16 protein-coding genes are annotated in these 20,483 nt (G+C 65.3%); 11 read left to right on the plus strand and 5 right to left on the minus strand.

All coding sequences use genetic code 11. The annotated features are described in order from the left end of the window. Position 1 precedes the first annotated feature (1 nt). The 3 genes from D4765_RS04970 to D4765_RS04980 are packed head-to-tail and all read right to left on the minus strand — an operon-like array spanning position 2 to position 3,407. A complete protein-coding gene (locus D4765_RS04970) occupies positions 2-967 on the minus strand; it encodes an ABC transporter ATP-binding protein (RefSeq protein WP_136641172.1) in 966 nt (321 codons plus the stop codon). A 25-nt stretch (positions 968-992) separates the two neighbouring features. Beyond that, positions 993-1,967 carry a branched-chain amino acid ABC transporter permease gene (locus D4765_RS04975; RefSeq protein WP_136641147.1) on the minus strand — a complete coding sequence of 325 codons (975 nt, stop codon included), beginning with the start codon at positions 1,965-1,967 and terminating at the stop codon, positions 993-995. A gap of 9 nt (positions 1,968-1,976) precedes the next feature. After that, on the minus strand, positions 1,977-3,407 hold the full coding sequence (locus tag D4765_RS04980; RefSeq protein ID WP_237280265.1) for a branched-chain amino acid ABC transporter permease: 1,431 nt from the start codon (positions 3,405-3,407) through the stop codon (positions 1,977-1,979). A 237-nt stretch (positions 3,408-3,644) separates the two neighbouring features. Between D4765_RS04980 and guaB the strand changes: the two genes are divergently transcribed. The 10 genes from guaB (at position 3,645) to D4765_RS05030 (ending at position 16,160) form a co-directional block, all read left to right on the plus strand. Next, complete coding sequence (gene guaB / locus D4765_RS04985; RefSeq protein ID WP_136641148.1) at positions 3,645-5,147, plus strand: IMP dehydrogenase; 1,503 nt, start codon at positions 3,645-3,647, stop codon at positions 5,145-5,147. 24 nt (positions 5,148-5,171) lie between these two features. Then, entirely contained in the window at positions 5,172-6,104 is a 933-nt protein-coding gene (locus D4765_RS04990) for a hypothetical protein (protein ID WP_136641149.1), read from the plus strand. A 15-nt stretch (positions 6,105-6,119) separates the two neighbouring features. Next, a complete protein-coding gene (locus D4765_RS04995; protein ID WP_136641174.1) occupies positions 6,120-7,235 on the plus strand; it encodes a GuaB3 family IMP dehydrogenase-related protein in 1,116 nt (371 codons plus the stop codon). A gap of 71 nt (positions 7,236-7,306) precedes the next feature. Further along, positions 7,307-7,837: a cation:proton antiporter regulatory subunit gene (locus D4765_RS05000; protein WP_136641150.1), complete on the plus strand. Its 531-nt coding sequence runs from the start codon at positions 7,307-7,309 to the stop codon at positions 7,835-7,837. Between the two features lie 2 nt (positions 7,838-7,839). Beyond that, the gene (locus D4765_RS05005; protein WP_136641151.1) at positions 7,840-9,249 is read left to right on the plus strand and encodes a cation:proton antiporter; all 1,410 of its coding nucleotides are present in this window, start codon (positions 7,840-7,842) and stop codon (positions 9,247-9,249) included. A gap of 119 nt (positions 9,250-9,368) precedes the next feature. Further along, on the plus strand, positions 9,369-10,229 hold the full coding sequence (locus tag D4765_RS05010) for an SURF1 family cytochrome oxidase biogenesis protein (RefSeq protein ID WP_136641152.1): 861 nt from the start codon (positions 9,369-9,371) through the stop codon (positions 10,227-10,229). A 9-nt stretch (positions 10,230-10,238) separates the two neighbouring features. Next, positions 10,239-10,685 carry a DUF3817 domain-containing protein gene (locus D4765_RS05015; protein ID WP_136641153.1) on the plus strand — a complete coding sequence of 149 codons (447 nt, stop codon included), beginning with the start codon at positions 10,239-10,241 and terminating at the stop codon, positions 10,683-10,685. Next, complete coding sequence (guaA, locus tag D4765_RS05020; RefSeq protein WP_136641154.1) at positions 10,681-12,258, plus strand: glutamine-hydrolyzing GMP synthase; 1,578 nt, start codon at positions 10,681-10,683, stop codon at positions 12,256-12,258. The genes D4765_RS05015 and guaA overlap by 5 nt, the downstream gene beginning before the upstream one ends. Before the next feature lie 120 nt (positions 12,259-12,378). Beyond that, positions 12,379-14,115 carry an ABC transporter ATP-binding protein gene (locus D4765_RS05025; protein WP_136641155.1) on the plus strand — a complete coding sequence of 579 codons (1,737 nt, stop codon included), beginning with the start codon at positions 12,379-12,381 and terminating at the stop codon, positions 14,113-14,115. Continuing rightward, positions 14,112-16,160: an ABC transporter ATP-binding protein gene (locus tag D4765_RS05030; protein WP_136641156.1), complete on the plus strand. Its 2,049-nt coding sequence runs from the start codon at positions 14,112-14,114 to the stop codon at positions 16,158-16,160. The genes D4765_RS05025 and D4765_RS05030 overlap by 4 nt, the downstream gene beginning before the upstream one ends. Positions 16,161-16,227: 67 nt before the next feature. Here D4765_RS05030 and D4765_RS05035 read toward each other — a convergent pair whose 3' ends face one another. Next, the gene (locus D4765_RS05035) at positions 16,228-17,025 is read right to left on the minus strand and encodes a Bax inhibitor-1/YccA family protein (RefSeq protein ID WP_136641157.1); all 798 of its coding nucleotides are present in this window, start codon (positions 17,023-17,025) and stop codon (positions 16,228-16,230) included. Positions 17,026-17,216: 191 nt separating this feature from the next. Between D4765_RS05035 and D4765_RS05040 the strand changes: the two genes are divergently transcribed. Continuing rightward, on the plus strand, positions 17,217-19,700 hold the full coding sequence (locus D4765_RS05040) for an ATP-dependent helicase (protein WP_136641158.1): 2,484 nt from the start codon (positions 17,217-17,219) through the stop codon (positions 19,698-19,700). 162 nt (positions 19,701-19,862) lie between these two features. Here D4765_RS05040 and D4765_RS05045 read toward each other — a convergent pair. Continuing rightward, the coding region (locus tag D4765_RS05045) for an oxygenase MpaB family protein (protein ID WP_136641159.1) at positions 19,863-20,483 on the minus strand (621 nt) is incomplete at its 5' end.

The raw sequence follows: 20,483 nt of genomic DNA on the forward strand, positions 1-20,483 counted from the left end.
GTCACTGTTCCGTTCGGTTCTGTTCTTCGGCGAGTTCTTCGGCCAGCTCCGGGTCGGCCGACACCTCTTCGCGCAGTTCTTCGACGAGGTGCGGGTCGATGTCTTCAGCGACGGCCAGCTGGCCAGTGAGGGTGCCGAGGTCGACATCGTGGTGCGCGCCGAGGTAGGCGTCGATGACGGCTTGGTCTTGCATGACCACACTGGGGTAGCCTTCGGCCACGATCTTGCCCTCGGCCATCACGATCACCCAGTCGGCGATGGTCTGCACCATGTGCATGTCGTGCTCGACGAAGAGAACGGTCATGCCCTGGTCTTTCAGACCCAGGATGTGCCCCAGCAGTGACTGCGTCAGCGCCGGGTTGACCCCGGCCATCGGCTCGTCGAGCATCACCAGGTCGGGGTCGCTCATCAGGGCTCGCGCCATTTCGAGCAGCTTGCGCTGGCCGCCAGAGAGGCTGGCCGCGTAGTCGTCTTTCTTGGTGTCGAGTTTGAAGCGGCCGAGCAGCTCCATGGCCTTCGCGGTGTTGGCCTTCTCCTGGTCGCGCCAGAGAAAGGGCAGCATGGCGCGAAAGATGTTCTCGCCCTTCTGCTTCGTGGCCCCGAGGCGCATGTTCTCCATGACGCTCAGCAGAGCAAGCGACTTGGTGAGCTGAAAGGTGCGCACCATTCCGCGGCGGGCCACCTTGAAGGCGGGCACACCGGCGAGCTTCTGGCCGTCATACGTCCAGTTGCCGCTGTTGGGCTTGTCGAAGCCGGTCAGCAGGTTGAAGAACGTGGTCTTGCCGGCGCCGTTCGGGCCGATGAGAGCCGTGATCATGTTGCGGGGAATCTCGACGTGCTCCACGTTGACGGCCGTGTTGCCGCCGAAGGTTCGGGTCACCGAGTCGGCGATGAGAATCGGGTCGCGTTTCTTCACGCCGGGGCCTACATCGCCGATATAGATCTGTTTTGCGTCGTTCACGTTCACGTTGACGTCGGTTGTTGCGCTCTGATCAGACACTGAAATACGTCTCCCGTTTCTTGCCGAGAATGCCCTGCGGCCTGAAGATCACCAGGAGCATCAGTGCGACACCCACGATGATGAACCGGATGGGGCCCTGCTGAACCGTGCTGAGCGGCACGATGTGGTTGGTGACGAGAATCGAGAGAATTCCGTCGGAGAGCGACAGCACGACCCAGAAGATGATCGACCCGATGATGGGGCCGAGAACCGTGGTCGCGCCACCGAGCAGAATGATGGTGAACAGAAAGAACGTGGTCTGGGTGCCGAAGTTCTCGGGTTGCAGTGAGGTGGGGATGATCGCCACCACAGCGCCCAGCGCACCGAGCACACCACCGAGGATGAGGGCCTGCATCTTGTAGGCGTACACGTTCTTGCCCAGGCTGCGCACGGCATCCTCGTCTTCACGAATGCCCTTGATGACGCGGCCCCAAGGGCTCCGCATGAGCTGCCAGACCAGAAGGCCGAGCACCAGCACGGCGCCCCAGCCGCAGATGATGATCCACAGGTCGCTCGCGCTGTAGAGCAGCGGCGCTATGCCGTACCGGCCCGGCGGAATGGGGTTGAGCGCGTCGAACGCGGCGCTCGAGCCGTTGATGCCGTCGGAGCCGCCGGTGAAGGGCGCGATCTGCGGGGTCTGCACGGTGTAGCGCACGATCTCCGCCGCCGCGATGGTGACGATGCTGAGATAGTCGGCTCGCAGTCGCAGCGTGGGGATACCGAGGATGAACGCGAAGATCACCGCGCCGATGATGGCGGCGACCAGCGACAGCCAGAACGGAAAACCGAACTTCACGGCCGTGATGGCGAAGAAGTACCCGCCCACCGACATGAAGCCGGCCTGGCCGAAGTTCAGCAGGCCACCGAAACCGAAGTGCACGGCGAGCCCGAGTGCGGCGAGGGCGAAACCGATGGTCTGCGGCGAGAGCAGCTGGCCGAAGGCAAGAGGAATGAAGGTGAAGTCCATGATTCGTACCTAACCGATCCGGTCGCGTTTGCCGAGGATGCCCTGGGGCCTGATCAGCAGAATGATGATGAGCACCACGAGAGCCGCCACGAACTTGAGGTTGGCGGGCAGCCAGATGGTCGAGACTTCGATGAACAGGCCGATGATGATCGACCCGACCAGGGCGCCGAACGCCGTGCCGAGGCCACCGAGGGTGACGGCCGCGAAGATGAGCAGCAGGATGCTCGCCCCCGTGTCCCACCGAATGGTCTGGTAGTAGCCGATCAGTGCACCGGCAATGCCGGCCAGCGCCCCACCGCCGATCCAGACGAGGCGGATGACCCGTTCGACGTTGATACCGGATGCCGCGGCGAGTGCCTTGTTGTCAGACACCGCGCGGGTGGCCTTGCCGATGCGGGTGCGCAGCAGTACGAACGCGACCAGCAGCAGCAGAACGATGCACACGATCGCACCGATGAGGTCGCTCGAACGCAGGTGCACGGGCCCCCAGTTGACAGCGGCTGAGGTGTCGTTCGGCGCGACCAGGGTGCCGGGGCCGAAGATGACCTGGAACGTGTAGCGCAGGGCAAGCGAGAGACCGACGCTCACGATCATGAGCGGAATGAGCGCCACACCCTTCTTTCGAAGGGGCCGCCAGAGACCGAGGTCTTGCACGTAGCCCATCACGCCGCCCAACACCAGGGCACCGATGACGGCGATGGGGCCCGGCAGGCCGAGGGGGCCCGCAAGCACCCAGCCCATCAGGCCACCGAAGGTGACCAGCTCGCCGTGGGCGAAGTTGTTCAGGCCCGTGGTGCCGTAGATGAGCGAGACGCCGATGCAGGCGAGCGCGAGCAGCAGGCCGAAGATGAGCCCACTGGCGAGTCGGGGTACGAGAAGGTCGAACAGACTCGGGCCGCTGCTGGCATCAGACGAGCTCGACCCAGGCGATGTTGTCGATCCGGGGGCGCTGGTCGAGGAGCCGCCGGTCGCCGTGGTGAGCAGGAAGTAGGCCGGAACCCCGGTGCTGTTCGCAGCCACGGTCACCGTGCGCGGGTTGGTGCCGGCACGCGGTACACCGTCTCCGGCTGGCACGCTGGTCTCGTCGAGCTTCACCGTGTAGTCGCCCGCGCCAGGAAGACCCACCGTGACCTTGCCATCGGCACCGCTGACGACGTCGGAGCTGAACCCGCCGCTGCCGGTGACCGTGACCTTGACGCCGGCGACCGCGGCCTTGTTCGAATCGAGTCGAACCCATACGCCGATGCTCTCGGTGGCCGAGGCCGGGTCGATTGTTGCGCTGCGAACGGATGCACTGGCTGGTGCCTCGACCGCCGAAGCGGCCGTGAGCGGCGCTGCGGTCGCTGACAGGGGCGCCATGGAGAGGAGCAGCCCTCCCAACAGTGCTACTGCCGCACCGACGACGGCACGGTGCGAATGTGGGCTGGAACGAGTGGTCACTTCGGTGAACCTCCATGGTGACGGCGAGCGTGTGGTGATCACCCAGCGACTTTGCTGTGATGCCCTCGGTGTGAGAAAAATTACGCTGGCAGTGTGTCGAGCATGTTTCGTGCGCAGTTCGATCATGAAAACTGACTAGAGAGGTAAAGATACATGAGATTGTTTCGGAGGGAATGCCCCGGGCCGCAGAAGACTTAAGATTGACTACCCGCTGCTTTATATGCTTGAGAGGAAACGATGGATCAGCCCGACCCCTTCGGCTTCATTGGACTCACGTACGACGACGTGATGCTCCTGCCCGGTCACACCGACGTGATTCCGAGCGAAGCCGACACCTCCTCACGCCTCACCAAGCGCATCACGCTGGCGGCGCCGCTCGTCTCGAGCGCGATGGACACGGTGACGGAGTCACGCATGGCGATCGCCATGGCGCGCCAGGGCGGTTTCGGGGTCATCCATCGCAACCTCTCGATCGACGACCAGGCGTCGAACGTCGACCAGGTGAAGCGCAGCGAGTCGGGCATGATCACGAACCCCGTGGTCATCACGCCCAACGCCACCGTGGCCGACGCTGACCTGCTCTGCGGGCAGTTCAGGGTCTCCGGCCTTCCGGTCGTCGACGACGCGAACATTCTCGTGGGCATCATCACCAATCGCGACATGCGCTTCGTCTCCGCGTGGGAGAAGAGCACCACGCTGGTGCGCGACGTCATGACGAAGGCTCCGCTCATCACGGCGCCCGAGGGCATCGACCCCGATGGGGCCATCGCCATCTTCGCTCAGCACAAGATCGAGAAGCTGCCCCTGGTTGACGCGGCAGGTCACCTGCGCGGGCTCATCACGGTCAAAGACTTCGACAAGAGCGAGAAGTACCCGCACGCCACGAAAGACGAAGAGGGCCGCCTTCGGGTCGGCGCCGCAATCGGGTTCTTCGGCGACGCGTGGGAGCGCGCGATGACCCTGGTCGACGCGGGCGTCGACGTTCTGGTGGTCGACACCGCGAACGGCGACAGCGCGGGTGTGCTCGACATCATCCGCCGCCTGAAGGCAGAACCCGCGGCATCCGGTGTCGACATCATCGGCGGCAATGTGGCGACCCGTTCGGGTGCGCAGTCGCTCATCGACGCGGGTGTCGACGCCATCAAGGTGGGCGTGGGCCCCGGCTCCATCTGCACCACGCGTGTGGTCGCGGGTGTGGGCGTGCCCCAGGTCACCGCGGTGTACGAGGCGTCGCTGGCCGCTCGCGAGACGGGTGTTCCGGTCATCGCCGACGGCGGGCTGCAGTACTCGGGTGACATTGCGAAGGCGCTCGTGGCGGGTGCCGACACCGTCATGCTCGGCTCACTGCTCGCCGGCTGCGACGAGAGCCCGGGCGACCTGGTGTTCGTCAACGGCAAGCAGTTCAAGAGCTATCGCGGCATGGGTTCGCTCGGGGCGCTGCAGACGCGCGGCGAGAAGACCTCGTACTCGAAAGACCGCTACTTCCAGGCCGACGTGCCAAGTGACGACAAGCTCATTCCCGAGGGCATCGAGGGGCAGGTGCCGTATCGAGGCGCGCTGGCGAACGTGGCCTACCAGCTGCTCGGGGGGCTTCGCCAGTCGATGTTCTACGTGGGTGGCCGCACGGTCGACGAGCTGAAGCAGCGTGGCAAGTTCGTACGCATCACGGCAGCCGGGTTGAAGGAGTCGCACCCGCACGACATCCAGATGGTCGTCGAAGCTCCCAACTATCGGCGTTAGACGCCAGCGGGTTGGGGCGGTGCCGTGCGGTTCTTCTGGAGCGCCGGTGCCGCTCTGCTCGTTGTGGCAGTGGCCTCCGGATGCACGAGCAGCCAGCCGGTGACGGGGCGGTTCACCGCGGTCATCCCTCTGCCGTCATCGTCGGCCCCGTCAACCGCAGCGACACCCCTGCCCGCTGATCTCCCGGCAGATCTGTCGGTGGAGATCGAGCAGGAGCGCTCGGACTACGGCATCAGGCAACTCCAGGTGCGCGTCGCGAACGGTGGCGCGACGCCTTACGCCGTGACGAATGTGACGTTCGGCTCGCCGAACTTCGTGGTGCCCGTAGGCAACACCGAGCCCGGGCGCGTTCTGCCCGCACTCTCGCTCGACTTTCCCGTTCTGCTGCCCGCGCCGGTGTGCTCGGGCGATCGGTCTGCTTCGCCGATCGTGACGTTCGACTGGTCGGCGGGCGCCGAGACCGGCCGGTCGACGGTGGTGCCGGCTGACCCGCTCGGAGCGATGAAGCGCATCAACGGGGAGGACTGCCTCGCCGAGAGCGTGGCCGGCATCGTGGACATCGCTCCGGCGGCGCACCTGCGCGTCGACGGTTCGGGGGCTGCGAGTGTGGCGCACATCGACCTCTCGCTCACACCCACTGGTGGTGCCGGGTCGGTGGTCATCGACGGTGTCGGGCCGACCACGCTGCTCGCACCGGCGGGCGGGGCCCTGTCGTGGCCGCTGGCGCTGGCGGTCGACGCCGCGAGTGCCCCCTCGTCGCTCACGCTCGATGTGGAGCCGGGGCGGTGCGAGCCGCACGTGATCGCCGAAGACAAGCGCGGCACCTACCTGCCTCTGACGGTGACGGTGCAACCGGCGGGTGTTTCGGGAACGTACTACCTGCCTCTCGGCGACGCAGAGAAGGCCGAGGTGTACAGCTGGCTGGCCGACCACTGCGGGTTCGGTGCCTCGCCCTAGACTGGGTGGGTGAGTATGGAAAGAGAAATCGGCCGTTCGAAACGAGGCCGCAGGGTCTACGCATTCGACGACATCGCCGTTGTACCGTCGCGTCGAACCCGTGACCCCCAAGACGTTTCGGTTCACTGGGCGATCGACGCGTACCAGTTCGAGATCCCCGTGATCGCTGCTCCGATGGATTCGGTGGTCTCCCCGGCCACCGCCATCGCCATGGGCAAGCACGGCGGCCTCGGAGTGCTCGACCTCGAGGGGTTGTGGACACGGTACGAGAACCCCGAACCTCTGCTCGAGGAGATCCGGTCGCTGCCGGCCGACTCGGCCACGGTACGCATGCAGCAGATCTACGCCGAGCCCATCAAGCCCGAGCTGGTGACGGCGCGGCTGGCCGAGATCCGGGCATCCGGTGTCACCGTTGCAGGCGCGCTCTCGCCGCAGCGCACGCAAGAGCTGTACGAGACCGTCGTGGCTGCGGGCGTCGACCTGTTCTTCATCCGCGGCACCACGGTGTCGGCTGAGCACGTGTCGAAGTCCGTCGAGCCCCTCAACCTCAAGAAGTTCATCTACGAGCTCGATGTTCCTGTCATCGTGGGCGGGGCCGCGACATACACAGCGGCACTGCACCTGATGCGAACCGGTGCTGCCGGGGTGCTGGTGGGCTTCGGCGGAGGAGCGGCGTCGACGACGCGGGCGACGCTGGGCATCCACGCGCCCATGGCGACCGCGGTGGCCGATGTGGCCGGCGCTCGCCGCGACTACATGGACGAGTCGGGCGGCCGCTACGTGCACGTCATCGCCGATGGCGGCCTCGGTACGTCGGGCGACATCGTGAAGGCCATCTCTGTTGGTGCTGACGCCGTGATGCTCGGCTCGGCACTGGCGCGGGCGACCGACGCACCCGGCGGCGGGTACCACTGGGGCCCTGAGGCACACCATTCGCAGTTGCCCCGCGGCAACCGGGTTCACGTGGGCGCTGTGGCGCCGCTCGAGCAGATTCTGTTCGGGCCGTCACCGGTGGCCGACGGTACTGCGAACCTCATCGGGGCGCTTCGCCGCTCGATGGCGACGACCGGGTACTCAGATCTCAAAGAGTTCCAGCGCATCGAGGTCGTCGTCGCGCCGTACGCTCCCTGAGGGCCTGCTTCCTGAGGGTTTGCTCAGGAGGGCTCCGGCAGAATTGATCCAGACAAACAGGGAGTTTCTTCATGGTTGACGTTCGACGGGTCAAGCTGCCCGGGGTCGGTGTACTGCACACCTTCGTGACCGACGACGGCGGCAAAGTGGGCGTCATCGCCCATCGCTCGGGTCACAGCGACCTCATCACCTTCGCCGACGAAGAAGACGGTGCCGAATCGACCAAGGTGTCGCTCCGACTCAGCGAAGACGAGGCCCACACCCTTGCCGAACTGCTCGGCGGCACGCAGATCACCGAGTCGTTGACAGCGCTCGACCAGATTCCGGGGCTCAGCATCGACTGGTTCACGGTCGACTACGAAGACTACATAGCGGGCCAGGAGCTCGGCGACCCCGCCGACCGGGGCGTGGTCGGTGTGACCGTGGTCGCCGTCGTGCGCGGCGAGTCGGCAAACCCAGCACCCGCCTCTGATTTCAAAGTCTTTCCCGGCGACACCCTCGTGGTGGCCGGTTCGCCTGAGAAAGTGGCGAAGGTCTTCAATTTCTTCCGCAGTGGCCAGTACAAGACCAAGAGCGTCGTCGACGCTCCGCCCGGGGGGTAACCGTGCATTTCGGCCCCGACCTCCTCGTTCTCGGCATCCTGTTCGTCATTGCGTACGTACTGGGTCGCCTCGGCAAAGCGATCGGTTTGCCGGCGATCCCGATCTATATGGTCGTCGGGCTTCTGGCGAGCCCGAACTTCCACCTGTTTCCCCTCGATTTCATCCACACCGACTACATCGAACTGATCGCCGTCTTCGGGCTGATCATGCTGCTCTTCAGCCTCGGGCTCGAGTTCGATCAAGACGAGTTCTTCGCCAACGCGGGAAAACTGATCATCTCGGGTGGTTCCTACATTGCGATCAACATGATCGCGGGCTTCGCGTTCGGCTTCCTCGTGGGGTGGGGTACCCGTGAGGCGCTGGTCATCGCGGGCATCACGGCGACCTCGTCGAGCGCCATTGTCACCAAGCTGCTCATCGAGCTCAACCGGCTGGCGAACCGTGAGACCCCCATGATTCTCGGTGTGACGGTGGTCGAAGACATCTTCATCGCCATCTACCTGGCCATCGTCTCGGTGGTGCTGAGCGGCGAGACGGCCATCTGGCCGGTGATCGGCAAGCTGGGCATCGCGTTCCTGTTCCTGGTGGTGATGTTCTCGGTGGCGCGGTTCGGCGGCAAATGGGTGTCGCGGCTGTTCCGAACCAAAGACGATGAGCTCTTCACCATCCTGTTCTTCGGGCTGGCCATCGCGTTCGGCGGCATAGGCGAGATTCTCGGCGTCACCGACGCCATCGGCGCGTTCCTCATCGGCCTTGTGCTGGGCGCCACGCGCTACCGCAACAAGATCGAGCACATCGCCATCCCCATGCGCGATGTCTTCGGCGCCTTCTTCTTCTTGAACTTCGGGCTCGGGCTCGACCCTTCGCAGTTTCCCGAAGTGATCTGGCCGGTCATCGGCGCGGTCGCAATGACCATGTTGCTCAACGTCGGCGCCGGGCAGTTCGTGGCGAAGCTCAACGGGCTGGGCGTTCAGGCGGGCATCAATGCCACGGTCATCCTGCAGAACCGGGGGGAGTTCGCGCTGATTCTGGCGACGCTTGCCCTGGCGGCCGGTCTTGACCCACGAATACAGGCCTTCGCGGGGCTCTACGTGCTCATCATGGCGGTGGCGGGCCCAATTCTGGCTGCGAACTCGGAGAAGATCGGTGGTGCCCTCCTCGGCACCAAGAAGAAGCGTCTGGCAGCGGCGGCGCAGCAGGCGAAGCGGGAACGCGACCCGATGCTGCTCGAAGAGATTGCACTGGTCGAAGCGGCCACGGCCACGCTCAGCCCCGGCGAGAACTCAGGAACCGAGGAGTATGTTGATCGAGTCGTCGAGCAGGCCAACAGCCAGAGCGACGCCGAGCACCGCCGCGACAGAGACAGAGACAGAAACAGCGACGCGGCCCGTGGCACGAACGGCGAGTACTGACGGCGGGCAGTAAGTGGCGTCGAGCACGTGGCGTCGAGCAAATCGCGTCGGGCAAGTCGCGTCGGGCAACTGCCGTCGGGCAACAGTGAGTGAGTACCAGAGCGAGTGAGTGGTGACCTGTGAGTGACGATCGTGGCCAGGCGAAGAGCACACTGACGGTGTTCAGTGTGATGCGCCGGCCCAAGTGGATCAGGGCACTGGTGTTCGCGCTCATTCTCGCGGCAGCCTTCGCGGCCCTCGGCCAGTGGCAGCTGAGCCGCGCGGTGACGTCGAACGGACCGAACCCGAATGCCACCACGGAGGTCGTCGTGCCACTCGAGCAGATCGCCACCGCAGGCCAGCCGGTCTTCGAGACACAAGACGGCCAGATGGTCTCGGTCGACGGGGCCCTCGTCTCTGGCGACTTCTCCATCGTGTCGACCCGGCTGAACGGCGGCGTCGAGGGTTACTGGGTGGTCGGGCGTTACGACCTGAGCACGCCGCAGGGTTCTGCGCCGCTCACGAGCGTGGCGGTGGCCTTGGGCTGGGCATCCGATCAGGCCACGGCACAGACCTCGGCCGACCGCATGAACCAGACCGCGAGCTACCCCGCCGACCAGTTGGTGGGCCGCTACGTTGGCACCGACGGGCCGGTCGTGACGGATGCCCAGAAGAAGGCCACCGCAGCATATGTTCCGACCACCATGGCCATCTCCGCGCTGATCAACACCTGGACCGACTTTCCCGACACGGCCACCGTCTTCGGCGGCTACATCGTCGCATCCACCCCTCCCGCGGGTCTTACCACCATCGACTCACCGGTGCCGCAGCGCACCACTGAGCTCAACTGGCTGAACATCTTCTACGCCATCGAGTGGGTCATCTTCGCCGGCTTCGCCATCTTCTTCTGGTATCGGCTGGTCAAAGACGCGTGGGAACGCGAGACCGAAGAGAGCCAGCTCGAAGAGGCGTACAGCGCGCCCTCGCGTACACAAAGGTAGGATTCAGGTATGCCACTCGAGCCCAAACGCAAGGATTTTCCGCGCATCCGGTCGGGCCTGACGTTCTACCGGGTCTGCTCCATCATCACGGGAACCCTGTTGCTCCTGCTGTGCGTCGAGGTCATTCTCAAGTACACGGCCATCGGCGTCGAGCTCGAACTCGGCGGCTCGCACGGCTTTCTGGCGTTCGTGCCCGACGGCACCGTGAAGGGCGTCAACGTCAGCACGGGCATCCTGATCGTGCACGGCTGGTTCTATGTGGTGTACCTCTTCTCGTGCTTCCAGCTCTGGTCGCGCATGCGCTGGGGTTTCAACCGCTTCATTCTGTTGGCACTCGGTGGCATCATCCCGCTGCTGTCGTACTTTCTCGAGGGTCGCATCGCCCGTGAGATCATCGCTTACCTGAGCGGCCGCGAATCTGCGGCTGCCACCCAACCCGTGGAGGCCTCCCATTAGCACCCCCACCGCCCGACCGGTTCTGGTCGTCGATTTCGGTGCGCAGTATGCGCAACTCATCGCCCGTCGTGTGCGCGAGGCCAGCGTCTATTCCGAGATCGTGCCGCACAACATCACAGCTGCCGAGGTGGCGGCCAAGTCACCCGTCGCAATCGTGCTGAGCGGCGGGCCCTCGAGCGTCTACGAAGAGGGTTCACCCGGGCTTGACCCGGCCATCTTCGAACTCGGTGTTCCTGTGCTCGGCATCTGCTACGGCTTTCAGGTCATGGCACGGGCGCTCGGCGGCGAGGTCGCCAACACGGGGCTCCGTGAGTACGGCGCCACAGACATGACCCTCACGGGCGACGGCGGCGTGCTCATGCGCGACCAGCCCGACGACCAGACGGTGTGGATGAGCCACGGCGATTCTGTTTCGAAGGCACCGGAGGGGTTCACGGTGTTGGCCCGCAGTGCATCCACCCCCGTCGCCGCATTCGGCAACGATGCCACGCGCATGTACGGCGTGCAGTGGCACCCCGAGGTGAAGCACTCGAAGTACGGTCAAGACGTGCTCGAGAACTTTCTGCACACGGCCGCGGGTATCCCGGCCGACTGGAACAGCGGCAACGTCATCGCCGACCAGATCGCGCTGATCCGTGCGCAGGTCGGTTCGGGCAAGGTCATCTGCGGGCTGTCGGGCGGGGTCGACTCGGCCGTGGCCGCGGCAATCGTGCACGAGGCCGTGGGCGACCAGCTCACCTGCGTTTTCATCGACCACGGGCTGCTGCGCTCAGACGAGCGCCGCCAGGTCGAAGAAGACTACGTTGCCTCGACGGGCGTTCGACTGGTGACAGTGGATGCCCGGCAGCAGTTCCTCGACGCTCTCGCGGGCGTCACCGACCCCGAGCAGAAGCGCAAGATCATCGGGCGCGAGTTCATCCGCAGCTTCGAAGCGGCAGCAGAGGCCCTCGTTCTCGAGGCCGCGGCGACCGACGGTGAGCCGGTGAAGTTTCTCGTGCAGGGCACGCTGTACCCCGACGTCGTCGAGTCGGGCGGCGGAACGGGCACAGCCAATATCAAGAGCCACCACAATGTGGGCGGGCTTCCTGAAGACCTGCAGTTCGAGCTCGTCGAGCCGCTGCGTGCACTGTTCAAAGACGAGGTTCGCGCCATCGGGCGCCAGCTCGGGCTGCCAGAGGTCATCGTGGGGCGCCAGCCCTTCCCCGGCCCCGGTCTCGGCATTCGCATCGTGGGCGAGGTGACGTTCGAGCGGCTCGAGCTGCTGCGTGCGGCCGATGCCATCGTGCGGGCCGAGCTGACAGCGGCCGGCCTCGACGGCGAGATCTGGCAGTGCCCCGTGGTGCTGTTGGCCGACGTTCGTTCGGTTGGCGTTCAGGGCGATGGGCGCACGTATGGGCATCCGATCGTATTGCGGCCGGTCTCGAGCGAAGACGCGATGACAGCGGATTGGACGCGGTTGCCGTACGACCTGCTTGCGCGCATCTCGAACCGCATCACCAACGAGGTGGCCGGGGTCAACCGGGTCGTGCTCGACGTCACGTCGAAACCGCCGGGAACCATCGAGTGGGAGTGAGTGGCCTGTAGCCACTCGCTCACAGGCGAGGTTTTTCGGGGGTGTCTAGAAGTACTCCCACGGGGTGATGATGGGTGTCGCACGCCGGGTCTAGAGTGAGCGCATGAAAGTGAGCATCACATGAAATTGATCCGCCTCATCTGGGCGTACGTCAGGCCGCACTGGCACCTCATCGTGGGTGTCGTGGTCTTTCAGCTTGCCCAGGCCATTGCGTCGCTCTACCTGCCCACGCTGAACGCCGACATCATCGACCAGGGCGTGGCCACTGGCGATACGGGGTACATCCTGGGCATCGGCGGCCTCATGCTGGCCATCACACTGGTGCAGGTGGTGTGCGCCATCGTCGCGGTGTACTTCGGGGCGAAGCTGGCGATGGCCCTTGGGCGTGACCTGCGGCTCGCGGTGTTCACCCGGGTGGGGGAGTTCTCCGAGCGTGAGGTGTCACAGTTCGGTGCACCGTCGCTCATCACGCGCACGACCAATGACGTACAGCAGGTTCAGATGCTGGTGCTCCTGACCTGCACGCTGCTGGTGTCGGCCCCCATCCTCGCGGTGGGCGGGGTCATCATGGCGCTCTCGCTCGACGTTCCCCTGTCGGGAATCATCGCGGTTGCAGTTCCTGTTCTGCTGGTGGTGCTGGCGCTCATCATCGTGCGTATGGTGCCGCTGTTCAGGCTGATGCAGAAGCGCATCGACACAGTGAACGGGGTGTTGCGTGAGCAGCTGACGGGCATCCGGGTGGTTCGAGCGTTCGTTCGCGAGCGGGTCGAGACGTCTCGCTTCGCGCTGGCGAACGGCGACGTGACCGACACGGCGCTGCGGGCCGGGCGGCTCTTCGCGCTGATGTTTCCCATCGTTCTGCTCGTGATGAACGTGTCGAGTGTGGCCGTGCTGTGGTTCGGCGCCTTTCGCATCGACGAGGGATCGATGCAGATCGGCACACTCACCGCGTTTCTCACCTACCTCGTGCAGATTCTCATGGCCGTCATGATGGCCACGTTCATGGCCATTCTCATCCCGCGGGCGTCGGTGTGTGCCGACCGCATCACCGAGGTGCTCGACACCCCCTCAACCGTGGTGCTGCCGACGAATCCGGTGACGTCGGTTCTCGAGCACGGTCTCATCGAGCTCGACAATGCGAGCTTCGCTTACCCGGGAGCAGACCAGCCGGTGCTGTTGAACCTCACGTTCGTGGCGTCGCCCGGCAAGACCACGGCCATCATCGGCAGCACCGGGTCGGGCAAGACCACGCTGGTGAACATGCTGCCGCGACTCTTCGATGCAACCGAAGGTGAGGTTCGGGTCGACGGGGTGAATGTGCGAGACCTCGACCCCGACCTGCTCTGGGGCAAGATCGGTCTCGTGCCGCAGAAGCCGTACCTCTTCTCGGGCACGGTGGCCTCGAACCTGCGCTACGGCAAGCCCGACGCGAGCGACGACGAACTGTGGGCGGCGCTCGACACTGCGCAGGCGCGCAGCTTCGTCGCCGAGATGGAGGGCGGGCTCGAAGCGCCCATCGCGCAGGGCGGCACCAACGTGTCGGGCGGTCAGCGGCAGCGCCTCGCCATTGCGCGGGCGCTCGTGAAGCGGCCCGAGATCTACGTGTTCGACGACTCGTTCTCGGCGCTCGACCTGGCGACGGATGCCCGGCTGCGGCAGGCGTTGCGGCGCGACGTGCGCGGGGCCACGATGGTCGTGGTAGCGCAGCGCGTCTCGACGATCATTGACGCCGACCAGATTCTCGTGCTCGAAGACGGGCAGATCGTCGACCGTGGAACCCACTCCGAGCTGCTCGAGCAGTCGGAGACGTACCGCGAGATCGTTCAGTCGCAACTGACGGCGGAGGAGGCGGCATGAGTGAGGCGCGGGGTTCAGGCGCGGGCGCCGGTGGGCCTGCTCGTGAGGTCGGTGGCGGTACCAGCGCGGGTGCCGGCGGCACGGCGGCAGACGATGCCGCGCCCGTGCGCACTCCTGTGCGGCGTGGGCCGGGCGGGGGTGGGCCCTTCGGCGGAGCGGGCATGCCGGCCGAGAAGTCGAAGGCCTTCGGGCCGTCGGCGAAGCGGCTGCTCGGCCGGCTTCGCCCCGAACGCGCCCTCATCGTGGTCGTCACGCTGCTGGCGGTCGTCAGCGTGACCCTGTCGGTGCTCGGGCCGCGCATGCTCGGCAGCGCCACGAACCTCATCTTCGCGGGAGTACTCTCGAAGCAGCTGCCGGCCGGTGAGACACAGGCGCAGGTCATTGCGGCGCTGCGGGCATCCGGAAAGTCGTCGCAGGCCGATCTCCTGGGCGGGGTGACGCTCACGCCCGGTGCGGGAATCGACTTCACGCAGCTGAGCGTGGTGCTGACGACCGTGCTGCTCATCTACATCGCCGCATCGGTGTTCAGCTGGGCGCAGTCGTATCTGCTGAACGGGGTGGTGCAGCGCACCGTGTTCCGTCTTCGCGGCGACGTCGAAGACAAGATCAACACGCTGCCGCTCGGCTACTTCGACACCATGCCGCGCGGCGAGCTGCTCAGCCGCGTGACGAACGACATCGACAACGTGTCGCAGAGCCTGCAGCAGTCGTTGTCGCAGATCATGACGTCGTTGCTCACCGTCATCGGCGTCATCACAATGATGTTCGTCATCTCGCCGTTGCTCGCGCTCATCGCGCTGGTGACGATTCCCTTGACGCTGTTCGTGACCACCATGGTGGCGAAGCGTTCGCAGAAGCTGTTCGTGGCGCAGTGGAAGCACACGGGTACCCTGAACGCGCGTATCGAAGAGAGTTACAGCGGCCACGCGCTCGTGAAGGTGTTCGGTCGGCACCGCGAGATCACCGAGGTGTTCCGCCAGAAGAACGACGAGTTGTACAAGGCGAGCTTCGGGGCGCAGTTCGTCTCGGGCATCATCATGCCCTCAATGATGTTCATTGGAAACCTCGTCTACGTGGCCATCGCTGTGGTGGGCGGGCTCATGGTTGCGAGCGGGTCGCTGAGCCTGGGTGACGTTCAGGCGTTCATCCAGTACTCGCGGCAGTTCACCCAGCCGCTCAGCCAGCTCGGGTCGATGGCCAACGTGCTGCAGTCGGGTGTTGCCTCGGCCGAGCGCGTCTTCGAGTTGCTCGATGCCGACGACCAGATACCTGACCCGGTGCCGGCCGAAACTCCCGCGGGCGACCGGGGCAGGCTCGTCTTCGAGAACGTCTCGTTTCGCTACACGCCCGACCGCCCCCTCATCGACGACCTCTCGCTGGTCGCGTTGCCGGGCCAGACCGTGGCCATCGTCGGGCCGACAGGGGCCGGCAAGACCACTCTGGTGAACCTGATCATGCGGTTCTACGAGCTCGACTCCGGCCGCATCACACTCGACGGCACAGACATCGCCTCGATGACACGCGACGACCTGCGGGGCCGCACCGGAATGGTGCTGCAAGACACCTGGCTGTTCGGTGGCACGATTCACGACAACATCGCCTACGGCAACCCCGCCGCGACAGAAGAGCAGATTCTGGCCGCCGCGCAGGCGACCTACGTCGACCGCTTCGTGCACTCATTGCCCGAGGGCTACGACACCGTGCTGAACGATGAGGCCGACAACGTGAGCGCGGGTGAGAAGCAGCTCATCACCATCGCGCGGGCTTTTCTCGCTCAGCCGTCGGTGCTGATTCTCGACGAGGCCACGTCGTCGGTCGACACGCGAACCGAGGTTCTGGTTCAGCGCGCGATGTCGGCGCTGCGGGCAGACCGCACCAGCTTTGTCATCGCGCACCGGTTGTCGACCATTCGTGACGCTGACCTCATTCTGGTAATGGAGGCGGGGCGCATCGTCGAGCAGGGAACGCACGAGGTGCTTCTGGCGGCGGGTGGGGCATACGCGAACCTGTACAACGCGCAGTTCGCGGCGGCGCTGAGCGACTGAGCGGCCCCGAACGACGAAGGGCCCGTCTCCCGACGGGCCCTTCGTGTTGCCGGTGAGCGGCAGCAGACTAGTTGCGTGCGATGGCGAACATGCGCAGCAGCTGCGTGTACAGAAAGACGAGCGTGACCACGAGGCCGAACGCAGCCGACCAGCCGTACTTGCGGGGCGCACCCGCAGTGACGCCGGTCTTGATCTGGTCGAAGTCGAGCACCAGCATGTACGCCGCAAGCAGCGTGGCAACGACGCCCAGCACCACGCCGAGCGGGATGCCGAAGAGATGAACCGAGCTGCTGAGGCCGAACGCGTCTTTGTTCACGCCGGTCATGACAAGCACGAAGTTCACGAGCGAGAACACCGCGTAGCCGATCAGGGCGATCATGAAGATCTTGGTGTTGCGCTTCGAGGCGCGAATCTTGCCGCTCGCGAACAGGGCCAGCGTCACGGCGAACACGCAGATGGTGGCGATGACAGCCTGAACAACCACACCCGGGAACAGTCTCTCGAAGAACGAGGAGATCGCACCGATGAACAGACCCTGGGCGCCCGCGTAGAGCAGAATCAGCGGAGCCGACGGCTCGCGCTTGAAGATGTTGACCATGGCGAGGCCGAAGCCGATGAGCGCGCCAGGGATGGCGAGCGCGGGAATCTGCCAACCCACCGCAGCGAACGCGAGCAGCACGATGAAGCTGATGCCCGTCTTGACGATGACATCGTCGTAGCTCATGCGATCAGTGTCGGCGGCGGTCGCGGTAGGCGCGTCGTACATCGCCTGCAGGCCGTCGGCCGAAAGTGTGGCCGAGGGCTTCACCGGCGCCTTACCGTTGAACACGGGATTTCGTGAAAAGGCCGGATTCTGGCTTGCCAATGGGTTCCCCTTGTCAGTGTGTCGAGTGTCAGTGCGTCGAGCATTCTCGGTGCCTCGACTGCGGTCGTTGTGTAGGCACAAATCTATCGGGTGGTTCCGCAGATTTGCTGGATGTTCACATCTGTTAACGATCGCCCTGAGTTTCACGCTCGGTGGTCGCTGTCGGTGGGGTCGCCTAAACTTGAGTGGATATGAACTCGCCTTCTGACCCGCACGCCCACAGCTCGACGCCCGTCATCGTCGGCGGCCCCGGTTCGGGTGGCGCAGCCGGCGGTTCTGGCGGGGGGGCGAGCTTTCACGACGCCCTGCTCGACGGGCTGAACCCCCAGCAGCGTGTCGCGGTCGAGTACCGCGGGCCGGCGCTGCTCATCGTGGCGGGCGCTGGTTCTGGCAAGACCAGTGTGCTCACCCGCCGCATCGCCGGGCTGATCGACAGTCGGGAGGCCTGGCCCAGCCAGATTCTCGCCATCACCTTCACGAACAAGGCCGCGGCCGAGATGCGCGAGCGTGTGGGCGCACTGCTCGGGCAGACGGCTGAGGGCATGTGGATCTCGACGTTCCACTCCGCGTGCGTGCGCATCCTGCGCCGCGAGGCAGAGAACTTCGGCTTCACCAAGAGCTTCACTATCTACGACTCGCACGATTCCCGCACGCTCATCAAGCGCATCATCAAAGACCTGCAGGCCGACACGTTCGGTTTCACCGTGTCGGGTGTGGCCGGCAAGATCTCGAAGCTGAAGAACGAGCTGGCTGACGCCGACAGCTACGCCCGCACCGCGAACTTCAACGACCCGCAAGAAGAGATCTTCGTCGAGATCTTTCGCCAGTACACCCGCAGCCTGAGCGCGGCCAACGCGTTCGACTTCGATGACCTCATCGGGCAGACCGTCTACCTGTTCCGGGCGTTTCCGCAGGTCGCAGAGACGTATCGGCGACGGTTTCGGCACATTCTGGTCGACGAATACCAAGACACCAACCACGCGCAGTACGCGCTCATTCGCGAGCTCACCCTGCCGGTCGGAGAGAACGACGACGACAGCTATGCCCTGGTGCACGGCTTCGACGGCCAGCGAACCGCAGGGCTGCCCGGTGCCTCGCTCACCGTGGTGGGCGACTCCGACCAGTCGATCTACGCCTTCCGCGGTGCAGACATCCGCAACATCGTCGAGTTCGAGCGCGACTTCCCCGGCGCCACCACGGTGCTGCTCGAGCAGAACTACCGGTCGACCCAGAACATCCTCACGGCCGCCAACGCCGTCATCTCGAACAACTTCGACCGCAAAGACAAAAAACTCTGGACCGACGTGGGTGACGGCGAGAAGATCATCGGGTTCACAGGGTACAGCGGGCACGACGAGGCGCAGTTCGTGGCCGACGAGATCGCGACGCTGCACGAGAGCGGCACCCCGTACAAAGACGTGGCCGTGTTCTACCGCACCAACGCCCAGACCCGTGCGCTCGAAGAGATCTTCATCAGAGCCGCTGTTCCGTATCGGGTGCTGGGTGGTACCCGATTTTACGAGCGAGCCGAGATCAAAGATGTGCTGGCGTACCTCATTGCGGTGGCGAACCCTTTCGATGCGATGGCGCTGCGGCGCATTCTGAATACCCCCAAGCGTGGAATCGGGCCCGCCACCGAGACGGCACTCGCGGTCTTCGCGGAGACGAACGAGGTCAGCTACCGAGATGCGATGCGCCGGTCGAGTGAACTCGGTCTCGGGCCGAAGGTGACCACGGCCATCCTCGATCTCGCGGTGTTGCTCGACGAGGCCACGGCCCTCATCGACCCCGACCGCGCTGAAGGACCGGCACCGGTCAGCGAAGTTCTGGCATTGCTGCTCGAACGCAGCGGCTACGTCGTTGCGTTGCGGGCCGGGCGTGACCCGCAAGACGAGGCGCGCGCCGAGAACGTCGAAGAGCTGCTCGCCGTCACCAAAGAGTTCGCGAAGAACAATCCGGGCGGCCAGCTGGTCGACTTTCTCACCGAGGTCTCACTCGTTGCCGCCGCCGACGAACTCGACGACACCAGCGGAACGGTGTCACTCATGACCCTGCACACCGCGAAGGGGCTCGAATACGAGGCGGTGTTCTTGACGGGTGTCGAAGAAGACCTGCTGCCGCACCGCATGTCGGCATCGGAGCCGGGCGGGCCCGCCGAAGAGCGACGCCTGTTCTACGTGGGCATCACCCGTGCCCGAAAGCGGCTCTACCTGTCGCTGGCCATGACGCGCGCGCAGTACGGCGAGACTGCTGTGGCGATGCCGAGCCGTTACCTGCAGGAGATCCCTGCCGACCTCATCGACTGGCGGCAGTCTCCGGGTATGGCCACCTCGCGGGGCGGCACTCAGCCTCGAGCCCTGAACGCGAACCGGCCCGGCGGATTCAGCACTCGTTCGTCTATTCGAGCGAGCGACTCGCTCTCGTTCAGCGAGTCATCACTGCCGCCCGCCCCGCGCACGAAAGCCGAGTGGCCGAACCGCATCACTGCGCAGGTGCGCGACAACGGTGACCTCGAGCTGCAGCCCGGAGACCGCATCCGGCACACCGACTTCGGTGAGGGCCGCGTGAACGCCGTCACCGGTGAGGGCACCAAGCGCGTGGCCCACGTGCAGTTCGATGCCGCCGGCTCGAAGAAGCTGCTCATCAAAATCGCCCCCATCGAAAAAATCGCGTAACCCGCGCGCCTTTCGCCTCCGTTCGTGAGACCGGTGCGGCGAAGTGAGGTGCGCACATCGGTCTCATTTCGTCGCAGAGGTCTCAGCTGTCGAACCAGCGGCCGCGGCGGGTGGCCTCGCTGCGCGCTCGGCGGGGGAGCGGCGGCGGTTACAGGGAGGCGTTCAGAGAGAGGCGCGGAGCCGGCGGAGATACAGGTCGCGGGGGAAGTGGCGAACGCTGAGGGGCAGGCGCGGGTAGACGAGCGCGAGGGCGGCGAAGATGCGGTCGAAGCGTCGCTGGTCGCGGGCGCTCCAGGGCAGCACGAAGGCGCGGCGGAGTTCGGGTGGGAGCAGGCCCGCGGTCAACAGCCGCACGAGGGGCATCGCGGCGCGCAACCACAGCGGAGCGGTGCGCGGGTGCAGCAGGTCGTGCGCCACTCGGCGTGCGTCGTCGGTGACGTGCAGTTCGGTGAGGGCGGTGTTCCAGTAGAGCTCGAATGCGGCGAGGTCGCGCGGCCAGAGTTCTGCTGGAACCTGCAGGGCGGTTCCGAGCACTCCGAACCCTCGGTAGACCTCGACGGCCTCCACCTCGCCGAGTTTGCCGAACACCCTCTCGTAGACCTGGGCGGCCGTCTGGTAGAGCGTGGCCGCGACCCACAGCTGTGCCCGCCGGTCGAAAGCGTTGTACACCCGCGGATTCGTACCCGCGCTCCTTCGCGCGTGGGCGCCGGCTGCGGTGGCAGCCGCGAGGGACGCCGCGCCGGAGGTGGGGCGCGGGGGTGATGAGAGGGCTGTGTCGGGGGT

The sequence above is a fragment of the Subtercola vilae genome, from assembly GCF_004923255.1.
GTDB lineage: Bacteria > Actinomycetota > Actinomycetes > Actinomycetales > Microbacteriaceae > Subtercola > Subtercola vilae.

Excerpts from the sequence above, each read along its gene's own strand:
- D4765_RS05000 (WP_136641150.1), top strand. The coding sequence starts at position 7,307 with ATGGTTGACGTTCGACGGGTCAAGCTGCCCGGGGTCGGTGTACTGCAC.
- D4765_RS05015 (WP_136641153.1), top strand. The coding sequence starts at position 10,239 with ATGCCACTCGAGCCCAAACGCAAGGATTTTCCGCGCATCCGGTCGGGC.
- guaB (WP_136641148.1), top strand. The coding sequence starts at position 3,645 with ATGGATCAGCCCGACCCCTTCGGCTTCATTGGACTCACGTACGACGAC.
- D4765_RS04995 (WP_136641174.1), top strand. The coding sequence starts at position 6,120 with ATGGAAAGAGAAATCGGCCGTTCGAAACGAGGCCGCAGGGTCTACGCA.
- D4765_RS04975 (WP_136641147.1), bottom strand. The coding sequence starts at position 1,967 with ATGGACTTCACCTTCATTCCTCTTGCCTTCGGCCAGCTGCTCTCGCCG.
- D4765_RS05040 (WP_136641158.1), top strand. The coding sequence starts at position 17,217 with ATGAACTCGCCTTCTGACCCGCACGCCCACAGCTCGACGCCCGTCATC.
- D4765_RS05030 (WP_136641156.1), top strand. The coding sequence starts at position 14,112 with ATGAGTGAGGCGCGGGGTTCAGGCGCGGGCGCCGGTGGGCCTGCTCGT.
- D4765_RS05025 (WP_136641155.1), top strand. The coding sequence starts at position 12,379 with ATGAAATTGATCCGCCTCATCTGGGCGTACGTCAGGCCGCACTGGCAC.